The organism is Shewanella sp. 2_MG-2023 (assembly GCF_030548905.1).
Lineage (GTDB): Bacteria > Pseudomonadota > Gammaproteobacteria > Enterobacterales > Shewanellaceae > Shewanella > Shewanella electrodiphila.
Map to the genome: position 1 here is coordinate 80,566 of NZ_JAUOSO010000004.1, position 22,575 is coordinate 103,140.

Sequence of the window (22,575 nt, forward strand, 5' to 3'; positions counted from 1 at the left end):
GAGGTTAAGGTGCAAAAATGCGGGCTTTACTAAAACAGGAACTTAATCGTTTATGGCACTCGCCTTGGCAACTTGCCTTGGTGACTTACATTCCGCTTATCAGTATTTTGTGTTTATGGTGGCTGTTTAGTGCAGGTTTGCCAAGGCAACTTCCTGTGGCTGTGGTCGATCAGGACAATAGCCAATTAACCCGTATGTTAACTCGCAATTTAACAGCCAACTCGGTTGTTAAACCTATTGCTTATGCGCAATTAGCGGATGCAGAAGCTGCAATGAAGCAAGCTGAAGTTTATGCGCTGGTTTTGTTTCCTCATCAGTTTAAAAAGTCATTGCTAACCAGTGGTAGTCCTACCGTTGATATTCGGTATAACAGCCAATTTTTATTGGTGGGTAAGCTGTTATCTAGCCAGCTTCAAATGAGTCTAGGGGCTGGATTAATGGAAGTTGCAGGCATGAATCAACTCCTTAGCGGAGTTAATCGAGCTTCTGTGGCCGTCAACTTAAGCCCTGTCACCAGTCAAACAACAGCGTTATTTAACCGTAACAACAATTATGTGGGCTTTTTAGTGCCACCGGTGTTGATTGCACTATTACAACTGATTGCGATGATGACGTTTGTAAATGCGTTAAATAGTACGCTAATCAACAAAGGTGATAGTTATTTATTGCCTAGTGATTTCTGGCGACAAGTCGTTTGTAAGGTCCTTTTCTACACGCCGATTATGCTGCTTCATGGTTGTTTCATTCTTGCATGGTTATATGGTTATCTGAACTTACCTGTTGCGGGCTCCTTAAGCCTTTTAGTGATGGCTTTAGTAATGATGCTTCTCGCGCTTTGGACGTTAGTCATTTTGGTGTTCTTATTAATGCGTGAGCCTGCCCGCAGTGTTAGCTTTTGTACTGCATTGTTTGCGCCAGCATTTGCCTTTATGGGAGTGACATTCCCTGTTAATGATATGCCGCAATTAGCTCAGTGGTGGCGGTTGATTATGCCTTCTAGCCACTATATTGATTCTCATATAAGCGTGATTAGCTATGGGGCACAGACACCGCAAGTATTGCAGCAATTCTTATCCTATGGGTACTTTTTGATTGTGTTGGTTCTGGCCTGGGCGCTTGAGCGAATGATCAGTAGCAAGCAATTATCGAATCAACAAAGCCAAATTCAGTCACCTGATGAATCAGTTGTTGTAGGTAATAACAAAGGGGCTAGCTTATGAGTTGGCTACAATTATTACTTGCCGAGTTTAAGGCCATATTAGCTGATAAAGCGATAGTCGTTACCATGTTTGGTGGGGTGTTATTTTATTCTGTTTTATATCCCTTACCTTATCTAAATCAGGTGCCAACAGAGCAGATGGTTGTGGTGGTTGATCATGACAATTCATCGTTAAGCAGGCAATTACTCAGGCACGCCGATGCAAGCCCTAAAATTAACATTGTGGCGCAACTTGGCAGTATTCATGAAGCAGAGCAATGGATTTCAGAATCTAAAGCTCACGGTTTATTGGTGATCCCTGAAGGTTTCAGACGCAACCTATTACTCGGTAAAGGTGCCACCTTAAGTTACGGCGGTGATGCGAGCTACTTTTTGATTTACTCAGCTATTGCAGAAGGTCTCATTAGCGCCGGCATGGATGCGGGTAAGCAAATTCAAATGGTGGGTTTATTGGCTCGAGGCCAAAACCCTATCCAAGCTGAGCAAAGCTTAAATTCAGTCAATATTAATAGTGTTCCAGCATTTAATCCCAGTTTAGGCTACACACCCTATGTAGTGCCTGGGTTATTTTTACTTATTCTGCATCAAACCTTATTGATCGGTACGGGGATTTTAGGGGCAGGGCAATGGCGTAAAAAAGGCTACTGGAATAAGGTTTCCCCCTCAGCCTTAATTGGTGCTCGATTAACGGTATTTAGTCTTATCTATGTGCTGTTTTCAAGCTTTTATCTAGGCTATTGTTTCTATTGGTATGATGTCAGTGTGCAGGCGACATTAGCCCAAGTCAGTTTGTTCATGTTGCCATTTTTATTGTCGACTGCAGCTTGTGGTATCGCCTTAAGCAGTTTGTTTGTTAAGCGTGAGCTACCGACCCAAGTGCTGCTGTTAGTTTCAATGCCAATATTGTTTGTGTCAGGTTTTGTTTGGCCATTAGCATTAATCCCAGATGTGTTAGTGCAATTATCACAAGTTATCCCGGCAGTACCCGCCATTTTAGGAATGTTAGAATTAAATCAAATGGGGGCGGACTGGGTGACTGTGTTGCCGCAATGGCTGCAAATGTGGGTATTATTTGCTTTGTTTTTATTGCTGGCTTACATAGGTGTAAAGCGCAGACTACCGAGTGATTTGGCGTAGAGCACATCCTTTCAAATTCATAAAAAAATAGACATTGGCTTAAGCGCAATGTCTATTGGTTTCTCAGTATTATTAATTAGCTTTATTAAGCTTTGCTGTCGCTGTTGATCGTCTTCCAAATTATAAAGTTCCCGTTTCAGCGTTGTTAAGTTCAGCTTCTAGGCGAAGTAAGTTTTGCTTGTAGATTGGCTCATGAGTGGCTTTAGCTGCCTTTTTAAAGTCTTCTAAGGCACCTGTATTGTCATTGGCTAATACTTTCATCACACCACGGTTATTGTAGGCGTATGCGCGCATTTGCATCGATGGTAGCTTGTCTGCATTAACAGCCATTTTTACTGCTTCAGTACAGGCTTCTTCGGCAATTTCATACTTAGACATTTTGGTGTAACCAACGCATAAATTGAGGTTACGTGTATAAGTATCGATTGCAGAGCGTTTAGCTGATTTGGTTAATGCGATGCCTTCAACAAGATCACCCGCTTGAATGGCGTCCACACCTGGCATGTTTTCAATTAACACCATTTTGTAACTTGTGGTTTCTACTGCTGCAGCAAAAACACTTCCTGAACAAGCAATTAATAGACTAGCAGCGATCATTGAGGTCAGTTTAGAATGTTTCATTTTAATACTCCTTTATAGGTAGTAGCGGTTGCTACATCGCTAATTTAGGCAAAACTGTGATAGCTGACAAACGAGAATAATTGGATCGATAAGTGAGTTTTTTTCACTTATCGATATTTAGGGCGTATTGAACTATCACAGTTGTTTTTGCAGCGAGTTGTTGTTCATTTAGATAAGGCTGAGGCTTTGTGGTATAGCCATGCTACATAAAAGCCGATAACGCAGTAAAAATGAACAACACGACTTAGGGTTCTATAGCGGCTTATTTTGAAAATTAAATCGCGCGACAATCCAGTCAATTAACTGTTGAACGTCTACATTAGGCTGGCTGTTGCCGTGATGAATGAGGTGATAGTTATCTCGGCTGTTGAGTGTTTGGGGAAATAAAGCAACTAAGCTTTTATTATCAAACCACTTTTGACTGATAGGTAGGGGAATAAGGGCAATGCCTAAGCCTTGTTCTGTGGCTCGTGCAACGCTGAACATACTGTCTAACTGGATTATTTGTTTGGCTTTAAAGTTATGTATTCCAGCAGCTTCAGCCCATTGCTCCCAAGAGTGGGGTCTTGCTTGGTGAACGATTAATGGTGTTTCTGATAAAGCGTCCAGTCCCTTATCTTTAATGTGGGCATATAAAATGGGGTTACAAGCAGGAACATAGTTAAGTGGAAAGAGTTGGTATGAATGTTCACTGTTATGTCGAGTGCCGGATAACACAATGGATAGATCTGTTTGGGCGGTTTGTGCAGAGCGAGTTTTTACGGTTTCTAGCTTTAAGTTGATATGTGGATACTCTGTTGACCAACCGACGAGTTGTGGCACAAACAGCTCACTGGCAAAAAATTCAGGCATCGAAATGCTCACTTCTTGCATACTTTTTTGTTGATTGAATTGGTTGACCGTTTCTGATAATTGCACCATTAATGGCGCGACTTGTTGATAGAAACGACTGCCATCATCTGTGAGGGTTATTGAGCGAGTTTGACGCTTAAATAATGAAAGTTGTAAATTTTCTTCTAATTGTTTGATTTGGTGACTCACCGCTGAAGGGGTGAGAAAAAGTCGATGGGCAGTTTCTTTAAAGCTTAGGCACTCTGCGGCTACACAAAAACAGCGCAAACCTCGAAGTGAGGTATGTAAAGGTAACATGGTGTTCTCAATTAACTAAAAAAATATATAAGCAAATGCTAAGCCAATACTGATGCGATAAAATTCAATGGTTTAGTATATTGGTGAGTAACCATTCGCTTTATGGTTGAGCGTCTGCACTTTTCTGGTGCACATGTGGGGGCGCTGAATTCAGTCAATAAAAAAGCCTGCATGAGCAGGCTTTTGTACAATATTTCAACTTTTAATTTGAACGATTTAACGACTAACTTAGCCTTTTATGAATAAACTTATTCAACTGTCACACTGAAAAATACTTCAGTTTTTAATCCCGCAGGTGTGGTTGTGGTTAAGGTTATCGTGTCTTGGCCAACTTCATCAGATGCGGTATAGGTAAATCGAGTCGCCACTTCATTACATTCAAGGCTTGCATCGGTAAAGCTGTAGCAGGTTTTATTTGGTACGGTATAACCATTGAAGTCGATTGCGCCATTGGTTGCTGTAACGGTTAGTGTCGTTCCTGCTGGCAAGACTTGCTTGGCACTATCATATAATTCAACAAAAATAGTGCTCATGGCTTCTGGTGCTAAAGTTAAATCGCTGATCGGATTACTATCAACATCAGTGGTGATGATTGTAGCGCCCGAGCCTGACATGGTTAATACCGTTGCGGCGCGAATGTAAGTTTTGTTTGCTTGGTCCTCGCCACATAAACTACCTTCACATTGTGGGCCATTGAACATGCCATCACCACTAAATGGGTTCACACAGTCAATGACATCGCAATGGGCGTTGTAAGTATCACCTGTAGTATTGAAATAAGGTTCACCATCACGGCGAAACCCGGATTCATCATCATCTCTGAAGGCATCACCTAAGTCACTGAAACCACCTTGATGGTAGGTTTCTCGGTCCATACCATTACCTGTACAGGCAATGGCATTTCCTACTCCATCTAAACAAGCATCTGTGATTACGCCGCCATCAGCATCATCAAAAATGTTATTACCATTGGTATCAAAGAAGGTTTCATGACCCAGCGCATAGGCTAATACAGTTACACGGTGATCGGTTGGGCGCGGGTCAGTTGATGTCCATATGACAGAGCAACTACCATTAACTGTTGAACAAGAAGGCTGTATTTGTCCACCTTCAGCAGTAAAGTTCACAGTGGTGTCGTCAGGAGCTGGGTTGCCGAAACTGTCAGAAGCAAACACGGTCATTGTGACTTCTTCACCATTGTTGTTGCCCGCTTCTGGGTTAAATAACGAAGGAGAGATACTAAATCCAAGCTGTTGAGGCAGACCTGTGTTAACAGTGAGTTGTTCAGACTGAGTGGTAATGGTATCGCCTGAATCTGTATCTGTGGCTGATGCTAAAACACGCACAGGCGTCGGAATAGTACCCGATTGAACCGTTACAGAGACTAAACCATCAGAATTACTGGTTGCTTGGCTAGTGGTATTGCCATTTGAGAAGCTTAAGCCGCCAACAATAGTATCTAAACTAAAGTCTACATCTTGCAGTGCTATAGGTTGGCCATTAGCACTGCTAATTAAAAACGTCACTAATGAAGTCTCGGTAGAGCCAGTCCCGCCAGCACCTTTAATGCGGATTTGAGTCGGGTCTGCAGAAACAAAACTAAGACTTCCGAGTGTTTGACGCTCTAATGAAAAATCAAAATTTGCACTGAAGGATTCACTGCCAATCAGTGCTGTTGCAACAATTTGCTCACTTCGGACACTATTACCACTACAGCTTAAGTCTTGATAAGTTGAGCTTGCTGTACCTGTAGATGTAACCACTGGAGAGTCGATAGCTGCATCAGTATTGGTTACACAATCAGAGGTGAATGATACGCTTACTGGGCTCTGTAATGGCTCGAATGTCCCGTCAGCTGCTTCGACAATAACATCAGCATAAACCCCAAAACTCGCACCTGCACCAATAATAAAATTACCGTCAGCATCGGCAGTTAAGGTTGAGCCTAATTTACCTTCAATAAACACATCTGCGTCAGGGTCTGAGTTATCAATAAAACCAAACTTTAAAGTGCCCTCAGGGATCACTTCATCACCCGCTAATACTTCATAATCACTGGTACCAGATATTGTTTCATCGTTAAACTCAGTGCTGGTGACTAAGGTATAGGCGCCTAATTCACTACTTGAAGCGGTATAACTAATACTCGCAATGCCTTCAGCTGTAGTGAGTGCGCTATCAGGTGATAAACTGGCATTACCTGCTTGGAAGCTAACCAGTTGATTTGCGATAGGTTGGTTAGCACCATCCATTACACTGGCTGTCAGCAGTACAGCTTGATCAATTTTAAAGCGGGTGACTGTTTGACCTGCTTGAGTGATACTCGCTGTAACCGAAATGGTATCCGGTGTAGGCACGGTATTGGTATCTTCAAACTGATAATTTTTACTTGCGCTGACACTATCGGCATCATCAGGATTGAACGATACCATCAAAGTGCCCGCACCAACGGCATTGCTCGTAGAGCTAATAAATACACTCGCGAGGCCATCACTGTCAGTTAACTTACTCTCAGCACTGGCTTCACCAAAGTCAGGGGTAAAATTGACAATGGCACCACTGACGTTGCTATTGGACAGTTTAAGCTGAGCTACCGCACAAAAGCTTTCGTTGATATCAAATGTCAGTGAGTCGGTATCGGCATCACATTGTCCATTAACAACTGTTTGGTAGCTAACACTAATGCTATAACTTCCATCTTCTCCACCACCATTGTCGTTGTCATCAGACGGGCCATTACAGCCAGCAAGTAACCCGAGTAATCCAAGTGAAGCAATTGATAAAGGCAGTGCATGTATTATTTTTTTTAGTAGCATCAGCAACATCCTTGTAAGTAAATTTTATTCAGCTAAACCGGCGCGTAAGTATTTGAATAATTCTTTATGAGACTTTGATTCAGGGCCTTTGGCTAACTCTTTAATTGATTGGCGAATAAGTTGGCGCAGCTTTTGACGATCAAATGCTTCATGTTGAGCAAGTAATGTTTCAACTTCTTCGTTTGGATTTTCAAGTAAACGGGCACGAAGTTTTTCAATAATCTGCACTTGAGCAGTTTCATTATTGTTTTTATTCAACACATTATCTAGTGCTGTAATGATGGGTTCGTGCTCAAAACCGCGCATTAATTTACCGATGTACTGAAGATGACGTCGGTATGCCTCAGTTTTCTGTTTAATGCTTTTAGTTTTTAAGACAGCATCATACAAAAATTCATCTAAACCAATTTTGTCTAGTTGCGATTTGCTTAAAGCAATAAGGCGCATGCCTAGCTCTTGTGCATCTTCGCTTTCTTTCTTGAATTCTGTTCTGCTGACGTAATCATCGTCATTGTCATATGGCTGGTGGAAGTGATCTGAATCGCCGACAATTTTCATAGTAAATAACCTCTAATAAATATCATCGAATAATAACACTTCAGAGGCTATCGCGGCCACTGAATATACGTTAAGAAGACGATTTACTTTAAAACACATTTGCACTCATTAAGTGATAATTCAACACGATAACTAAAGGTTAGTTTATTTAACCCTATTTGTGGGGCTAAATCCTTGTTTTGTTGGTTATCAATACAGTTTTGAATTTGATATGCTAGGCGCAACAATGGAAACTGAAGAGTAAGTTTGTGTCTACCAATAATATTGATACTGAATTATCGGCGTTAAAAGATGCCGTTGCTGTAGCATTAGAATATGCAAAAAAATTAGGCACGAGTGCTGCTGAAGTTGCCATTAGCAAACAACAAGGACTGTCGGTTTCAACGCGAGAGAAAGAAGTTGAAACCGTTGAGTTTAATAAAGACGGTGCTTTAGGTATTACAGTCTACCGAGATGGTTGTAAAGGCAGCTCATCAACATCAGATTTAAGTCCAGATGCGATTGCTATAGCGGTAAAAGCAGCGAATGACATCGCAAAATATACCTCATCAGATCCATTTAGCGGCTTAGCGGATAAAGATCTAATGGCGCAAACCATTCGCGATCTAGATTTATATCATCCACAAGATATCAGTCCTGACGAGCTGGCTCAGCTAGCCATTCGCGCTGAGGAAGCCAGTTTGTCGGTTGATGAGCGAGTGCAACATTCAGACGGAGCAACGGCTAATGCACATACCGCTGCTAAAGTGTACGGTAATAGCCATGGCTTCTTAAATGGCTATTGCAGCTCGCGTTATAGTTTAAGTTGTGTGGTGATTGGTGAAGAAGCTGATGGCAATATGCAACGCGATTATGATTACACTATTGCCCGTAAATATAACGAATTAATGACGCCAGAGTCAGTGGGATTATTAGCCGCAAATAAGACGGTAAACCGTCTTAACGCACGTAAAATCCCAACATCGAACTTACCTGTTTTGTTTTCACCTGAAATCGCGACAGGCCTGATTGGTCACTTGATTGGTGCGATTAGCGGCAGTAGCTTGTACCGTAAATCAAGCTTCTTACAAGATTCTATCAATACTCAACTGTTTCCTGATTGGTTTAGTATTGAAGAAAACCCGCATATGGTTGGCGCACTTGCAAGTGCAAACTATGACAGTGAAGGCGTGGCAACTCAGCAACGTCAAATCATTGATCGTGGCCAATTAGAAACATATCTATTGACCAGTTATTCTGCACGTAAGTTATCTCTACCTAATACTGGCCATGCTGGTGGTATTTACAACTGGACTTTAAGTCACTCTGGGCAAACCTTTGATGAACTTATTAAACAGATGGGTACAGGGTTAATTGTCACTGAGGTGATGGGTCAAGGCGTGAACATGGTGACCGGGGATTACTCTCGAGGTGCAGCAGGCTTTTATGTCGAGAACGGTGAAATCCAATACCCAGTGGAAGAGATTACTATCGCTGGTAATTTAAAAGACATGTTTATGGGCGTGCAAGCGGTTGCTAAGGATCAAGATTTACGTTCTTCAATCCGTACCGGCGGTATCTTACTGAGTGAGATGAAAATCGCAGGTAGCTAATCTGCTTAAGCAAAAACATAAACCTTATTAAGCACTGCTCCAGCAGTGCTTTTTTGTATCTCACTTTCAGATATTTAACCCCTTTACGCTGGCTTTCTTATCTTTACACTTCTTTACGGTCAATTACATCCACGCTTTGTCCTATCTCTTGAGAATGTAATTAAACAGTTAACGGAGTAGATATGTTTAACAGAAATGTGTGCAGTTTGATGATGGTTTGCTTGGGAAGTGTGTCATTGATGGGGTGCGACTCTATTGATGGTGATAGTGATGATGACTCAGATGCCGTTGCGTATGTGCAATATTATAATGCCTCAGCGAACAGTACTGCCACGTCGCTAGTGTTAGATGATTATGAATACAGTTATATTGAATTTGGAGATTCCATGCCGCGATATGGCTACGATACAGGTAGCGTGGCAATGGAAATATATGGTCAAGATGAAAATGAAGACACGGTCACGATTTATAGTGAGGATATGAGCTTCAGTAATGAAGATAATCATTTATTTGTTTTATATGGAGACTATCAATCGCCAGAATTATTAGACATTAGCTACGAACGTAGCGATATGGATGATATGAATGATGATGACGATGAAGATTACAGTAAAATGCAGGTCTTGGTAGCCAATGTTACGTCTGAAGATATGGCCTATGACGCTTATATTTCGCTAGACAGCGATGAATATCAAGATGCGACAATGTTAGGCAGTATCGGATACCGTGGTTACACTACTGAGCTGATGTTAGATACCGATGAATATATTATCTATTTAACTGATCAGGGGACTGATAACGTGGTTTACACCACAGAAAGTATGAGCTTAACCACTGAGACTGTTTATAAATTTGTGCTGCGTAACAGTTTTGGCTCGGGTGATTTAAAGGTCACGCTAGACAGTGTGGACTCAACATCGACGCCAGTTACTTATACTAATATTGATTCTACCGCTGACTTCAGGGTATTTAATGGCCTTGAAGACATCACGCTAAATGTCGATGTGGTGAGTAAGCTAGAGTCGCATTATCTGCATGATATTACGCCATTCACTGTTAGCGACTTCCAGCAAACGGGTTTTAATGACTATGGCGTAACAGTGACTAATACCGATACCAGTGAAGTTATCTTGGATAACGTGTTAGTGACCTTTAACCAAGATGATATCCGCACCTTACTGTTGTACCAAGAAGATGACAGTATCAAAGGTATGGTGATCGAACATGACATGCGCCCAAGAGCTTATGAATACAATGTTGATGTGGCGAACTTATCAGAAGATTATGATGACTTAACTGTGTATTTTGTTAATAGCACGGAAACCATTGAATCAGCTGAATACACGATTGAGGATATTGATTTTACTGAACAAGAAAGCCTTGTCATGCCTCAAGATGACTATGAAATCAATGTGGTTTATGAATCTGATAATGGCACCCAAACCTTACTATATCAGTCAGACCTTATCACGTTTGATGGTGATACTAACTACAGCTTTGTATTAACCAAAGACAGCGAAAGTCAGTTTGGTTACACCTTACATCAGCTATAAAACTCTTATGTTTATTCAGTAAAATGTAAAACATAAGACCCCAGAAATACAAATGCCGATATGTTGAATATCGGCATTTTGATTTCTAGTGATCTGTAAAGAGGGCTTATTTACATAAAGCGCCCTTTTAAGCTGTTTGGTAGTTACTTAAAATTCTGCCCAAATTAGCTGATGCGGCAGATAGTTCAACGACACCATTTGAAGACTGGCTTGCAAGATCGCGGATGGTGTTTGATTTAACACGAATTTCCGTTAACTCTTTAGCAATATCATTAGCCACTGCGCTTTGCTCTTCAGACGATGTTGAAATATGGAAGCTCATGTCCATAATTGAACGCGATGACTCAGCAATGGCGTTCACATCAGTCCCAATATTAGTGATTAAGTCGCTACTGCTTTGCGCTTGCTTAACGGTATCTTGAGTAATGCTATCAATATTTTGCGTTTCAGATTGCAGCTGCTCAATCATAGATTGGATTTCAACAGTTGCTGATTGTGTGCGACTTGCAAGAGTACGCACCTCATCGGCAACGACAGCAAAACCTCGACCCATTTCGCCGGCGCGAGCGGCTTCAATTGCCGCATTTAATGCCAGTAAATTCGTTTGCTCAGAAATGGCATTAATTGTGGTGATCACCTCATTAATTTTAGTGGCATTCTCTTTCAGGCTACCAACAGAATCTGAGGTTTTTTCAATGTAAGTCGATAACTGCTGAATCTCTTCAATCGCACGTTTCACCCGAGTATAACTCTGCTTAGTGTATTCAGAATCTTGCTCAACTTGCTGAGTGGTATTTTTAGCAATATTTGATACTTCAAGTGATGACGCGGTCATTTCTTCCATTGCAGTTGCAACTGAATCTAATGAAATGTATTGCTGATCGATTTGGTCTGCACTTTGCTGGGTTTCATCTGCAAAGGAGCTTGATGTTGTATGTAGAGTGTCAGCACTTTGCTTAACCGTAACAACCAATTCAGTTAATGTATCCATTGCTTGGTCTAGTGCGCAGCCAATAGTACCAAATTCATCGCGACCAGGATGGAAACCTAAGCGCGAAGTTAAATCGCCTTTGCCAATTTTAGCTGTGGTATCCCATAGTACCCACAACGCACCCCCAATGAAGGTCGCATTCCAATAAATCACCAATGCAAATGGCAACACCCACAAGAATGACAGTAACAAGCTATAAAATGCATCTTGTTTGGCATCGTTTTCAAGTTGATAAACTGATTGGTTTAATGAGTAATACTGGCCATTAGCTTGCACAACAGCAGTGATATTATTGTCGTTACGCTGGCTTTGTTGATTATAATCAGACACAGATAAACCTGCACTACTTGCTTGGTCTAACTGGTTTGTGGCTTCAAGCGCATTAACGGTCGCGGTGACTTTTTCTGTCAGCACAGTCATAGAGTGTTGTTCTATTTGGTTAATGCTATTGAAATAACTGTTAACCGACACACTGCCGATAATCAGTAAAAAGAGTGCAAAAATAGCCCAGAACTTATCGTTAATAGACATTTTGATAAAAAGCTTATCAATATTACGAAATTCAACTTGCTTCATAGTGCCGACACTTAAATGATGGAAATTAACCAAATTCTAGAGCAGCTTGATCGGTTTGGATACGATTTTTTGACAAAATATATTCTTTTTTATTCGATTTGTTACATGTGGTTGCTGTAAACAACATAACTAAAAGTTATTTCATTGTACCTCTTTGTAAACAAGGTCTTTTTTATGTTTTTAATCATTATTAATTCATCATCTTAAACAAAAACCGTCTAAAAGCATTTTCAAATGCATGGATTAAATCAGGGGTTTGTTGCTTTGACAAAATATGCAGCATTTCAGCATACGAAACAGCTTGATGTGCATAGCAAATACTTTCAGCAAGCTGCCATGCTCGTTTTAATTCATCTTTGGAGCCATATTTTGACCATTGATTTAAGTAAGCATCAATAATTTGTTGCTTCCCCTCACTGTCATCCATTCTAAATAAGTAAGTGCCATCGATAAAAGGGTGACTAATGCAGCCGTCGCTCCAATCAAAGAAGGTAAAGTGTTCTTTTACGCCATTACGTGGAGCAATATTTTCGATGTGTAAATCACTATGAACCAAGCTAGAAGGCAACTGATAAGCGGCTAATGCTGTGACAGATTGTTTGAGCTTAGTGAGTACTTGGCTTAGGCGTTCAGTAGATAGGTCAATATCTTGGGGTAAGCGAGAAATAATGGCCTTATCATTAAAAATGCGCTGCAGCTGTGTTGGTAATTGGGTAATGTCACGACGAATACAGCCAGCCGCTTCTAACTCTTCAATGTGGTCAACAGAAGCCAATTGTAGATTGGCGAACTCAGTAAAAGGTTTAACCCAGTCACAAAGCGGAACAGTATCGACAAATGCCTCACCAAAACTTTCGGTTAACATCCATTGCTGATGGGCGTCGAATGCGATGACTTTAGCGCTATATTGTGGAAACAGTTCAAATAACTTTGCGCATAGACTGGCCTCATTTGAAAACAAAGGTAAGAAAGCCGTGGCCTTAAAGAAAGTATCACCTGAGCCAGTTGATTGCTTGAGTACATGACCCAAAGCCCACGTTTTAACAACTTGTAATTCATCGATTAAACGAATGTTTTGTTTGCTTAACTCAGCTTCAGTCCAGCGCTGAGCGGTTTGCGGCCAATTGGCTTGTTGCCAGGATTGTAGTGTCTTGCTCATAAAGGGTTTCCTAGGCAGTCATTAATTCAGCTGATACTGTAAAATAAAATGTGAATGTACGTTTGCTTACGATTATTGTTAATTTTATTAAGTCTTTAAAATTAGTTGGTTATAGGTAATTGTTGTGTTGAAGTTGCCCATAGGATAACACTTTGATTGCACTGTGAGACATTTGGACATTTAATAGACGCACACAAATACCCTAGATTAATAAAAAAGAGAACCGGTATGAAGGCTATTACCCTCGCAGCGACGCTGCTTTGTTTTTCCCCCCTATTGGCGACAACCTCAGTTTTAGCGGAAGACGACACTAACAACACTCGCTCATCATCTATGGCTGAACATAGTCGTAAAATCGCTGTTGATGAAACCGTGGTGACAGAACATAAAACGAAAGTGAATGGTAATAGTTTTTCCTATACCGCCACGGTAGGTACCCAACCAGTATGGAATGAAAATGGCGATGCGGTGGCAACCCTTAACTACACCTATTACCAGCGTGAAAATGTGCGTAACACAGCGAAACGCCCTTTATTGATTTCATTTAATGGTGGGCCAGGTTCTGCATCGGTATGGATGGATATTGGTTACACAGGCCCGCGTGCGATTAATGTTGATGAAGAAGGTTATCCGTTGCAACCATACGGGGTAAAAGCGAACCCTCATTCAATTCTTGATATTGCTGACATCGTTTACGTAAACCCTGTTAACACTGGTTACTCAAGAGTACTGCCCAATAAAGATGGCGAGATGCCAAGCAAAGATGAACAACAAAAAATGTTTTTTGGTGTGAATGCTGACATTAAGTATTTGGCAGAATGGCTAAATACGTTTGTGAGTCGCAATGAACGTTGGCGCTCACCTAAATACCTTATTGGCGAAAGCTACGGTACAACTCGTGTCTCTGGTTTGGCATTAGAGTTACAAGACCGTCAATGGATGTATCTTAACGGTGTCGTTTTAGTGTCACCGACAGACATAGGTATTGAGCGTAAAGGGCCTGTTAAATCGGCTAATCGCCTACCGTATTTTGCGGCGGCGGCTTGGTATCACAAGGCCTTGTCTGCAGAATTACAAAATGCTGATTTAACCGAGTTTTTACCAGAAGTTGAAGCGTTTACGATTAATGAATATATTCCTGCATTAGCCATGGGTGGCTTTATCGCGCCTGATCACAAGCAGAAAATAGCTGAAAAAGTGGCTTATTTTTCAGGCTTGAGTGTGGATGAAGTACTTAAATCTAACCTTGATGTATCGACACGCTTTTTTTGGAAGGCGTTACTTCGAGAGCGTGGCCAAACGGTAGGTCGTCTAGATTCGCGTTACCTAGGTATTGATAAGCAAGATGTGGGTGACAGCCCTGATTACAATGCGGAGTTAACCTCATGGTTGCACTCGTTTACCCCAGCGATTAATGCTTACATGCGTGAAGAGTTAAATTATAAAACGGATATTAAGTATTACATGTTAGGTAATGTACACCCTTGGGATCGTACCAATAATAAAACAGGTGAAAACTTACGTCAGGCAATGGCGCAAAATCCATACTTAAATGTGATGGTGCAAGCTGGTTATTATGATGGTGCGACCAATTATTTTGATGCCAAATACAGCATGTGGCAACTCGACCCAAGCAGTAAAATGAAAGACCGTTTAAGCTTTAAAGGCTACCGTAGCGGTCATATGATGTACTTGCGTTCAGAAGACTTAAAGCAATCTAATCAAGATTTACGTGAGTTTATTGAAGCGACTATGCCAAAAGAAAATGAGGCTGCAAAATATTAACTGCTTATGTTTGCTAACAGATTGTCGAACTTATTGAGCAATGAGGAATGAGCAATTAAGTGATAACGATAAAGGAGCTTCGGCTCCTTTTTTATCTATCAAATCAACCTATTTAGTAATATTATTCAATGTATTAGCGACCTAGTTCTTCACCTAGTGCTTGATCTAGTCCTTGTTGAATATATTGCATCAATAAGCAAAAAAAATAATAAATTGGAATGTAAAATGAGAGTGAGCATATTATCTGCGGTGTCGTTGCCTATCATTCTGGCTATGCCAATGTTGGCGCAAGCTAAATCGGTTATCACTAAAACGGCTATAACTAAAACGCCAATGGCGAGTGAGGTTTTGTGTGACGCTGAAAACATCACCCCGATTTATCAGATCCAAGGCACAGGCTCTACTAGCCCATTTGTTACTGCACAAAGCAATGAATCCGTTAAGGAAGTCACCACCACAGGTGTAGTCACAGCTAGAGCGGAAAGATTATATAAAGGCTTCTTTATTCAAGATCCACTAGGTGATGGTTCACCTTTGACATCTGACGGTATTTTTGTCCATTGGGGCGCTTCTGCGCCAGCTGAAATCGTCCCAGGAATGGAAATCTGCGTAACAGGTAAAGTACAAGAATACTCAGGTTTTACCCAAATCAATCTTGAGCTCCAGCCAAAATATAAACTCGGTAATCAAGTTGGTGAGATAGCGGCTACTCCATTGCAGGTAAAAGAGGGTCAAAGCTTAGCTCAAGCCCTTGAACGATTTGAAGGCATGAAGGTGATGTTAACCGCTAAAAGTGACATGACAGTCACACGTTCATTCAGTCTTGATTATGACTCGTATCGCAACAATATGGTGCTATCCCATCAAGCGCCATTAATGAAAGCCACTCAGGTTTATGCGCCTTTATCTGCTGAGGCGATAGCATTAAATAAAGCCAATATCAGTAATCAGCTGGTGGTTGAATCAGACTATAAAGCTGACCATGGCAAGGTACCGTACTTTCCAAGTTTTAATGCCGAGAATGGTTATATTCGCATCGGCGATACATTGATCAATATTGAAGGGGTCATCGGCTATAGCTACGACAAATATCGCTTTATGCCAATCAACGAAATCAGTGGCAGTGACTTTGTGCGCAATCAGGATCGCAGCGCTGCGCCAGCGATAGCGAATCAAGGTGATTTACGTGTAGCCAGTTTTAACGTGCTGAACTTCTTTAACAGCCCATTTGGCGGTGATGCTAATCCATTAGGTCACAATCGCGGCGCCAAGATAGAGTCAGAAATGCTGCTGCAACGAACAAAAATGGTTAATGCGATGGCGGCAATGAATGCTGACATTATTGGCTTAATGGAAGTTGAAAATAATGGTTTTGGTGAGTTAAGTGCAATTCAAAACTTAGTCACTGCGCTAAATGACAAGCAGCCTACTGAGCTTGCTTATCAATTTGTCGAAGTGACTGACAACAATGGTTTGGTTGGCAGTGATGCCATCGCTGTCGGCATATTATATCGACCTGCTGTGGTCACTTTAGATGGCCTAGCAAAGGTTATCGCTACGCCAGAGCAACACGTGAAAGAGGGCGTTGTTTCACGTATTAAAGATGGCGTAAAAGAGTTGAATCCAGCTTACAAAAAATATCAGCGCCACAGTTTGATGCAAGGTTTTAGGGTTAATGATCAAAAACTGACTATTGTGGTTAACCATTTTAAATCTAAAGGCTCAGGCTGTTTAGAAGATTGGTTAAGCTTTAATGAAGATTCAGAACCTGAGGATTTACAGGGAAAGTGTAATGCGTTTCGTGTTTCCGCCGCCAAGGTGATTGGTGAGTCGATAATAGACTTAGACGGAGATGTGCTGGTTATCGGTGATTTGAATGCCTATGGCAAAGAAGATCCATTAGCCGTGTTAACTGACTATGATGCCAATCGTAGTGAACGTGTTATCAGTACTGCATCACACACTCGCTTAAATGGCCTAGATCATGAAGCCCAAGGGTTGGTGATTGATAAAGGGTTCGGATTAATTAATTTAAATACCCAAGCACATGGTGCTGAGACTTACTCGTACAGTTATCGTGGTGAATTGGGCAACTTAGACCACGCCTTAGGTAATTTAAGCTTAGCAGCGCGGTTAGTGGCGATTGAAGATTGGCATATTAATGCCGTTGAATCGAGCTTGTTTGAATACAGCAGTAAATATACTGGAGAGTTGGCTAAGTCTGACAATGTTTACTCTTCATCAGATCACGATCCAGTGCTCATCGCGCTGTCATACCCTGAGGCGCAAGCATCTAATGTGGCAGTGATTAAAGATAAGGCTGCTGGCGCGAGTTTAAGCTTTTTAGGTTTATTATTGTTATCCGCATTAGGGTTTGGCCGTAAGAGCAGGCGGCTCACTGTTTAATGAGCATGATAGCTTAACAACAGGCGTGACTTGTATTTGATTTTATTGAATAGATAGATTGGTTTTATTGGATAGATTGATTTTATTGAATAAATAGATTGGTTTTATTGAATAGATTGATTCATCAATACCAACAAAAAAGGAGCCTAGTGGCTCCTTTTTTTAGCTGCAAATCTTAAGTTGCTGATTGAGCTTCTGTGGCAATTCTTGAGCGCTTAGCCGCTGTTTTTTGTTTGCGGCGACTCCAGAATAAATATAAGCCAGTAAAACCAAGAAAAACTGGCATTAAACCGACAATACACCAGATAATTCTAGTGAGTAATCCACCAAAGTAGCCAAAGTGAAGCTTACGAAAGCTGTCTAAAAACACCATCAGAAAACCCGCTTCGCGTATATCTTGTTTACTCAACAATTCGCCAGTGGTTTTGTCAAATTTAACCACACTCGAGTATTCACTGTTTAATGGGTTACTTGTCTCGACGGCACCATAAAATGAAATATCTCTATCGGGTTCATGGGGCATGGCTAAATAGCCCGCCTGATAAGTTGGGATCTCTTGGCTGCTTTGCTGCCTGAGCGACTCAAACGAAATATCAGGGCTATGAAGTGGCGCAGTAATATAAACATGGCCGCCGTCACCATGGTCATTGATTTCATGCAATATGCCGGCAATATTCCAGTAGCCGCCAGTGAATGCCATGATAAGTAAAATAGGTGAGCTTAAAATGCCAATGAATTTATGGATATCACTGAATAAAATTCGTCTTACTGCATTAAAGCGCATAGTGAATATTTTAGCCCAGAAACGACGGTATAAAATAATGCCGCTTATGCCTAAAAATAACATCAGTAGCGCAGCAAAAAATCCCACCCATGCGCCTTTTACGTGCAATAGAAACGAGTAATGTAACTCTAATAACCAGTCAGTAATATAGTGATCCATGGCTTGTGGCTGAGATAACAGTTCACCAGAATACTGGTTAATATAGACTTTCCCCCAATCTTCAGTGCCGCGTTTTATCACATAGGCGGCGTCAGAACGTTGCTTATCATCGAACAGTTCCCATCCTCCTAATTCGTATTCAGGGTTAGCCGTTAAGGTGGTTTGCATCAAGGTATCTAAGCTGACACGCTCGCTTGTACTCTCAGCGTCAACCACCATATGGGCAGGTCGCAGCAAGCTATCTATTTCGACTTTAAAAACCAAAATGCTGCCAGTTATTGAAATGATCAATAACGGCAGCATGGCGATAAGCGCTCCGTAGGAGTGCCATTTGAATAATGTTTTTCTCATAATTTACTCTAAGAGGTTAATAACACTTTTAGTCCATCCTAAATAAGCAAAGCCTCCTTGCTAAATGAGCAAGGAGGCTTTGAATAGGGTTATAACTTCCAGGTTAGCGTGGCACTGTAATTAGCTGGTGCACCATAAAAGCCTTGAGCCCAGTACAAACTAGTAATGTACTTTTCGTCAGTCACATTGTTGGCATTTACTGTCAATTGAATATCATCAGTAAATTGATACTTAGCCATTAAATCAACGATGGCATAGGCTTCTTGCTCGGTAACAATTTCTTGCCCTGCATTGTCAAAACCATCAGCAACGATGCCTTGCTTACGAGAAGTATCATCTTGCCAGCGCATGTTCATACCGATAAAGAAGCCTTCGATATTTTGGAACTCATAGGTCGCTGCCAGCTTTAACAGTTTTTCTGGTGTGTAATCAGCAACAACGTCATCGCCTTTAATGTCAAAGTCGGTGTAACCAATACTGGCTTGAAGCCCTGTATACAATTCACCTGCAAATTCAATTTCGAAACCTTTACTGTTAATGCCGTCAGCACCGATATAGCGGTGTTGATCAGGTGGCAGTGATATTGTTGATTGATCTAATGTGGCTAAGTTGGTTTGCTCAACATCAAAATAGGCCAAACTGGCAATCAGGTTGCCGTCAAATAGCTCACTTTTAATGCCGATTTCTTTGCTTTCACCGGTGACAGGGTCGAGCATCTGATCGTTTATATCTAGCTCTTTTTGTGCAAGGAAGGTTTCGGTGTAACTTGCGTAAGCAATGATTTCAGGTCTAAAGCGATACACCATGCCTAAGTAAGGAATAAACTCGCTTGCATCCGTTTCTTGGTCAACGCTGTAGGCTTCGCCGTTCGCTTCCCAAGTGTTATAACGTCCACCTGCAATAACATGCATGTCTTCGAATAGGTTAAAGCGTCCAGTAAAGTATGCCGCCTGTTGTTTGGTGCGTACGTCACTGCCCGTTAGGCCGTCATTGAAGGTTGGTTTAGGTGTATTGCCATCCCAGTCATTTAAGTCGGGCATAGCAGGGAAACCATTACCTGTGGTGTAGTCGTATAACGAGCTATCGTTGTATGTTAGTTCAGCATGGTTAATACCAACCACTAACTGATGGTTACGGCCAAATAGATCAAAATTACCATCTACGTATAGGTCTGCTAAATCAGTAGTTTCATCCAAGTCATATTCACTGCCATAACCCGTTAAACCTAACCCGGTATTTTTGTCAGGGGTGCCATAAACATAGAATAATTCGGTATCTTCATCGGTCACTTTATGTGAGTAAGTTCCGCGTAAACGCCAATCATCATTAAAGTAATGGCTTATCTCAAAAACAGTATTATTCTTTTCTACTTGCCAGTTAGACCAATCAGCAGAGGTGTTGGTCGAACGGTCATAATTGGTTGGGCTACCATCAGTATAATAAAGCGGTAAAGCTCCCCAGTTATTGCCTGTAGCGTCATTGTCTATATAGCTGTGACTTAACGAGATAGTCGTGCTATCGGTAAGCTCAGCCTCGATGAAGGCATACAAGACATTTTTGTCTTGTTCGTAACGATCGAGGTAAGAATCTTGTTTATGTTTAACTGCGACTGCACGGGCTGAAACCTTATCAGTAATCGCCACAGAACCGTCAAGTTCGAGACGGGCATTGTTATCACTGCCATAGGTGCCAGAGATAAGGAGTTGGTCTTCAACAGTTGGGCGCTTGCGAATAAAGTTAACTGTAGCTGAAGGATTACCTACCCCAGTCATTAAGCCATTTGCACCACGGATAACTTCAATTCGGTCATAAATAGCGGTATCTTCGTCGGCGTGATTGTTACCTGAGGTTAATGGTAGACCGATGCCGTCAATTTGAAAGTTTGTCACATCAAAACCGCGAGCAGTATAATATGTGCGGTCTGTTTCGATACGCTCTACGTTAATGCCCGTGGCGGTATCTAGTACTGAGTTGATGTCAGTTAACTGAAAGTCTTTCATTTGAGCTTCAGTAATAACAGATACTGATTGAGGAATATCGGTAATGGCTAGATCCAATCTAGATGCACCGCTTGCAGAGTGAGCGTTGTAACCTTGAATGTAACGTCCTGTCACTTCAATTACTTCTAAGTCATCATTAACAGCGGTGTCTTCTTTTGGTTCTTGATCCGCTGCAGAGGCGTATTGTATGACACTAAAAGCGCATAATAGAGATAAGTAAATCGGGCTAAGTTTCATATTTTTATCATCTTAACTGCTGTGTAAGCACAATGCTTACTGATTGAAAGTGTTGTTTTGGGATGTATTTTTTTCGAGACAGATGATATAGAAAAGTTAACATAAGTTAAATGAAAATCATTATCATTTACAATTGGTTGGTTTTGTAAAGATTTTGAAAATATTTCATTACTATATTGACGTATTATTTTCACTATGGCACTTGAGGAAGATCTGTTGTAGTTGGTGATTGCTATAGTGCAACTGTAGCTAATTTATTCTGATGTCAGAATGGTATTTAGAAAGTCAGTAAGAGAGTTTTATTAATGAAAACAGTAAGTGCACAGATGTTGAAAAAGCGTATTGATAGCATCGATATAATGCGTGGCATCGTCATGTTGATTATGTTGCTTGATCATGTGAGAGAGCGTTTTTTCTTCCATGAGCAAGTCACCGATCCCATGACACTTGATAGCACCAGTACAGGATTGTTTATCAGTCGTTTTGCCGCCCACTTTTGTGCGCCAACGTTTGTGTTTTTAACCGGGGTCTCCGCCTGGTTATATAGTCATCCGCAATTTGGCCCAGAGCGTTCTGCGAGATCTTTTTTAATCAAGCGTGGCCTGTTTATCATCGCATTAGAGTGTACTGTGATTACGTTTCAGTGGATGGGAAATTACGACATGATTTGGCTACAAGTCATGTGGGCAATTGGTATCAGTATGCTTGCGCTGGCGTTACTTATAGGCTTACCAAGATTTTGGCTTGGGGTTATTGGTTTGGTGATTGTGTTTGGACACAATGCTCTGACACCAATTAGCTTTGCACCAGGTGAGTGGGGTTATACCATTTGGGCAATATTGCATGATCGCGGTAATATTTTTACCAGTGATTTTGTCGGTATTCGAGCCAGTTATCCAGTGCTGCCTTGGATTGGGGTTATCTTGTTAGGCTATGTTATTGCGCCAATTTACGCTGCGAGTTTTGATGATGTTAAACGCCATAATATTTTAATTGGTTTAGGTCTGGTTAGTTTTGCGTTATTTGCGATTTTACGTGGTTTTAATATCTATGGAGAGACTTTAGATTGGCAGCAAGGTGATAGTGTAATTATGACCTTAAAGTCGATATTTAATCTGACTAAGTATCCTCCATCTCTTGGTTTTTTATTGGTCACAATTGGCGGCACACTTTTGTGCTTAAGCATGCTTGAAAAGGTCAAACCTCAATACGGTAAGGTGTTATCCACATTTGGATCTGCACCGATGTTTTTCTATATTGTGCACCTGTATTTGTTACTGTTTATGTACCGATTTGCCGTCAATGTTATTGGCCCTAATTATGGCGAATTATATGGCTTTACCCACATCGGTTGGGTGTGGGTTGTAACAATCGTTTTAGCCGTGTTGCTTTACTATCCAACTAAACGTTTTAGTCAGTATAAGCATCAGAGTAAACAGGCTTGGATTAAGTATTTATAATCTGTGTTTAACGGATACAAAA

At 41.2% G+C, this 22,575-nt stretch carries 15 protein-coding genes; 7 read left to right on the forward strand and 8 right to left on the reverse strand.

Annotated features, from left to right (window positions below; genetic code table 11):
• Nucleotides 1-17 precede the first annotated feature (17 nt).
• Together Q4600_RS05750 and Q4600_RS05755 are read left to right on the forward strand one after the other, a co-directional pair.
• Nucleotides 18-1,220 (forward strand): ABC transporter permease, encoded by a 1,203-nt coding sequence (locus Q4600_RS05750; RefSeq protein ID WP_303513674.1) that lies wholly within the window; start codon nt 18-20, stop codon nt 1,218-1,220.
• Nucleotides 1,217-2,356 (forward strand): ABC transporter permease, encoded by a 1,140-nt coding sequence (locus tag Q4600_RS05755; RefSeq protein ID WP_229369790.1) that lies wholly within the window; start codon nt 1,217-1,219, stop codon nt 2,354-2,356. Before Q4600_RS05750 ends, Q4600_RS05755 begins: the two co-directional genes overlap by 4 nt.
• A gap of 120 nt (nt 2,357-2,476) precedes the next feature.
• On the opposite strand, the gene Q4600_RS05760 is transcribed toward Q4600_RS05755, so the two are convergent.
• The 4 genes from Q4600_RS05760 to yjgA form a co-directional block, all read right to left on the reverse strand.
• Complete coding sequence (locus Q4600_RS05760) at nt 2,477-2,977, reverse strand: hypothetical protein (RefSeq protein WP_102527458.1); 501 nt, start codon at nt 2,975-2,977, stop codon at nt 2,477-2,479.
• A 252-nt stretch (nt 2,978-3,229) separates the two neighbouring features.
• Nucleotides 3,230-4,126 carry a LysR substrate-binding domain-containing protein gene (locus tag Q4600_RS05765; protein WP_303513681.1) on the reverse strand — a complete coding sequence of 299 codons (897 nt, stop codon included), beginning with the start codon at nt 4,124-4,126 and terminating at the stop codon, nt 3,230-3,232.
• A 248-nt stretch (nt 4,127-4,374) separates the two neighbouring features.
• Entirely contained in the window at nt 4,375-6,942 is a 2,568-nt protein-coding gene (locus Q4600_RS05770; RefSeq protein WP_303513684.1) for an Ig-like domain-containing protein, read from the reverse strand.
• Between the two features lie 24 nt (nt 6,943-6,966).
• Nucleotides 6,967-7,500 (reverse strand): ribosome biogenesis factor YjgA, encoded by a 534-nt coding sequence (yjgA, locus tag Q4600_RS05775; RefSeq protein ID WP_303513688.1) that lies wholly within the window; start codon nt 7,498-7,500, stop codon nt 6,967-6,969.
• A 248-nt stretch (nt 7,501-7,748) separates the two neighbouring features.
• On the opposite strand from yjgA, the gene pmbA reads away from it, so the two are divergent.
• Nucleotides 7,749-9,092 carry a metalloprotease PmbA gene (pmbA, locus tag Q4600_RS05780; RefSeq protein ID WP_303513691.1) on the forward strand — a complete coding sequence of 448 codons (1,344 nt, stop codon included), beginning with the start codon at nt 7,749-7,751 and terminating at the stop codon, nt 9,090-9,092.
• A 182-nt stretch (nt 9,093-9,274) separates the two neighbouring features.
• On the forward strand, nt 9,275-10,645 hold the full coding sequence (locus Q4600_RS05785) for a hypothetical protein (RefSeq protein ID WP_102527463.1): 1,371 nt from the start codon (nt 9,275-9,277) through the stop codon (nt 10,643-10,645).
• Nucleotides 10,646-10,772: 127 nt separating this feature from the next.
• Here the strand turns inward: Q4600_RS05785 and Q4600_RS05790 are convergent, their stop codons facing one another.
• Both Q4600_RS05790 and Q4600_RS05795 read right to left on the reverse strand, forming a co-directional pair.
• Complete coding sequence (locus tag Q4600_RS05790) at nt 10,773-12,212, reverse strand: methyl-accepting chemotaxis protein (protein WP_248956081.1); 1,440 nt, start codon at nt 12,210-12,212, stop codon at nt 10,773-10,775.
• A gap of 190 nt (nt 12,213-12,402) precedes the next feature.
• Nucleotides 12,403-13,371: a phosphotransferase gene (locus tag Q4600_RS05795; RefSeq protein ID WP_303513696.1), complete on the reverse strand. Its 969-nt coding sequence runs from the start codon at nt 13,369-13,371 to the stop codon at nt 12,403-12,405.
• Nucleotides 13,372-13,704: 333 nt separating this feature from the next.
• Here Q4600_RS05795 and Q4600_RS05800 point away from each other — a divergent pair, with 333 nt between their 5' ends.
• Together Q4600_RS05800 and Q4600_RS05805 are read left to right on the forward strand one after the other, a co-directional pair.
• A complete protein-coding gene (locus Q4600_RS05800) occupies nt 13,705-15,156 on the forward strand; it encodes a S10 family peptidase (protein ID WP_229369844.1) in 1,452 nt (483 codons plus the stop codon).
• A gap of 225 nt (nt 15,157-15,381) precedes the next feature.
• Nucleotides 15,382-17,562 (forward strand): ExeM/NucH family extracellular endonuclease, encoded by a 2,181-nt coding sequence (locus Q4600_RS05805; protein ID WP_303513698.1) that lies wholly within the window; start codon nt 15,382-15,384, stop codon nt 17,560-17,562.
• 175 nt (nt 17,563-17,737) lie between these two features.
• On the opposite strand, the gene Q4600_RS05810 is transcribed toward Q4600_RS05805, so the two are convergent.
• Nucleotides 17,738-18,856: a PepSY domain-containing protein gene (locus tag Q4600_RS05810; protein WP_303513701.1), complete on the reverse strand. Its 1,119-nt coding sequence runs from the start codon at nt 18,854-18,856 to the stop codon at nt 17,738-17,740.
• A gap of 89 nt (nt 18,857-18,945) precedes the next feature.
• Nucleotides 18,946-21,093: a TonB-dependent siderophore receptor gene (locus Q4600_RS05815; protein WP_303513704.1), complete on the reverse strand. Its 2,148-nt coding sequence runs from the start codon at nt 21,091-21,093 to the stop codon at nt 18,946-18,948.
• 305 nt (nt 21,094-21,398) lie between these two features.
• Between Q4600_RS05815 and Q4600_RS05820 the strand changes: the two genes are divergently transcribed.
• On the forward strand, nt 21,399-22,553 hold the full coding sequence (locus Q4600_RS05820; protein ID WP_303513707.1) for a DUF1624 domain-containing protein: 1,155 nt from the start codon (nt 21,399-21,401) through the stop codon (nt 22,551-22,553).
• The last annotated feature ends 22 nt before the right edge of the window (nt 22,554-22,575 follow it).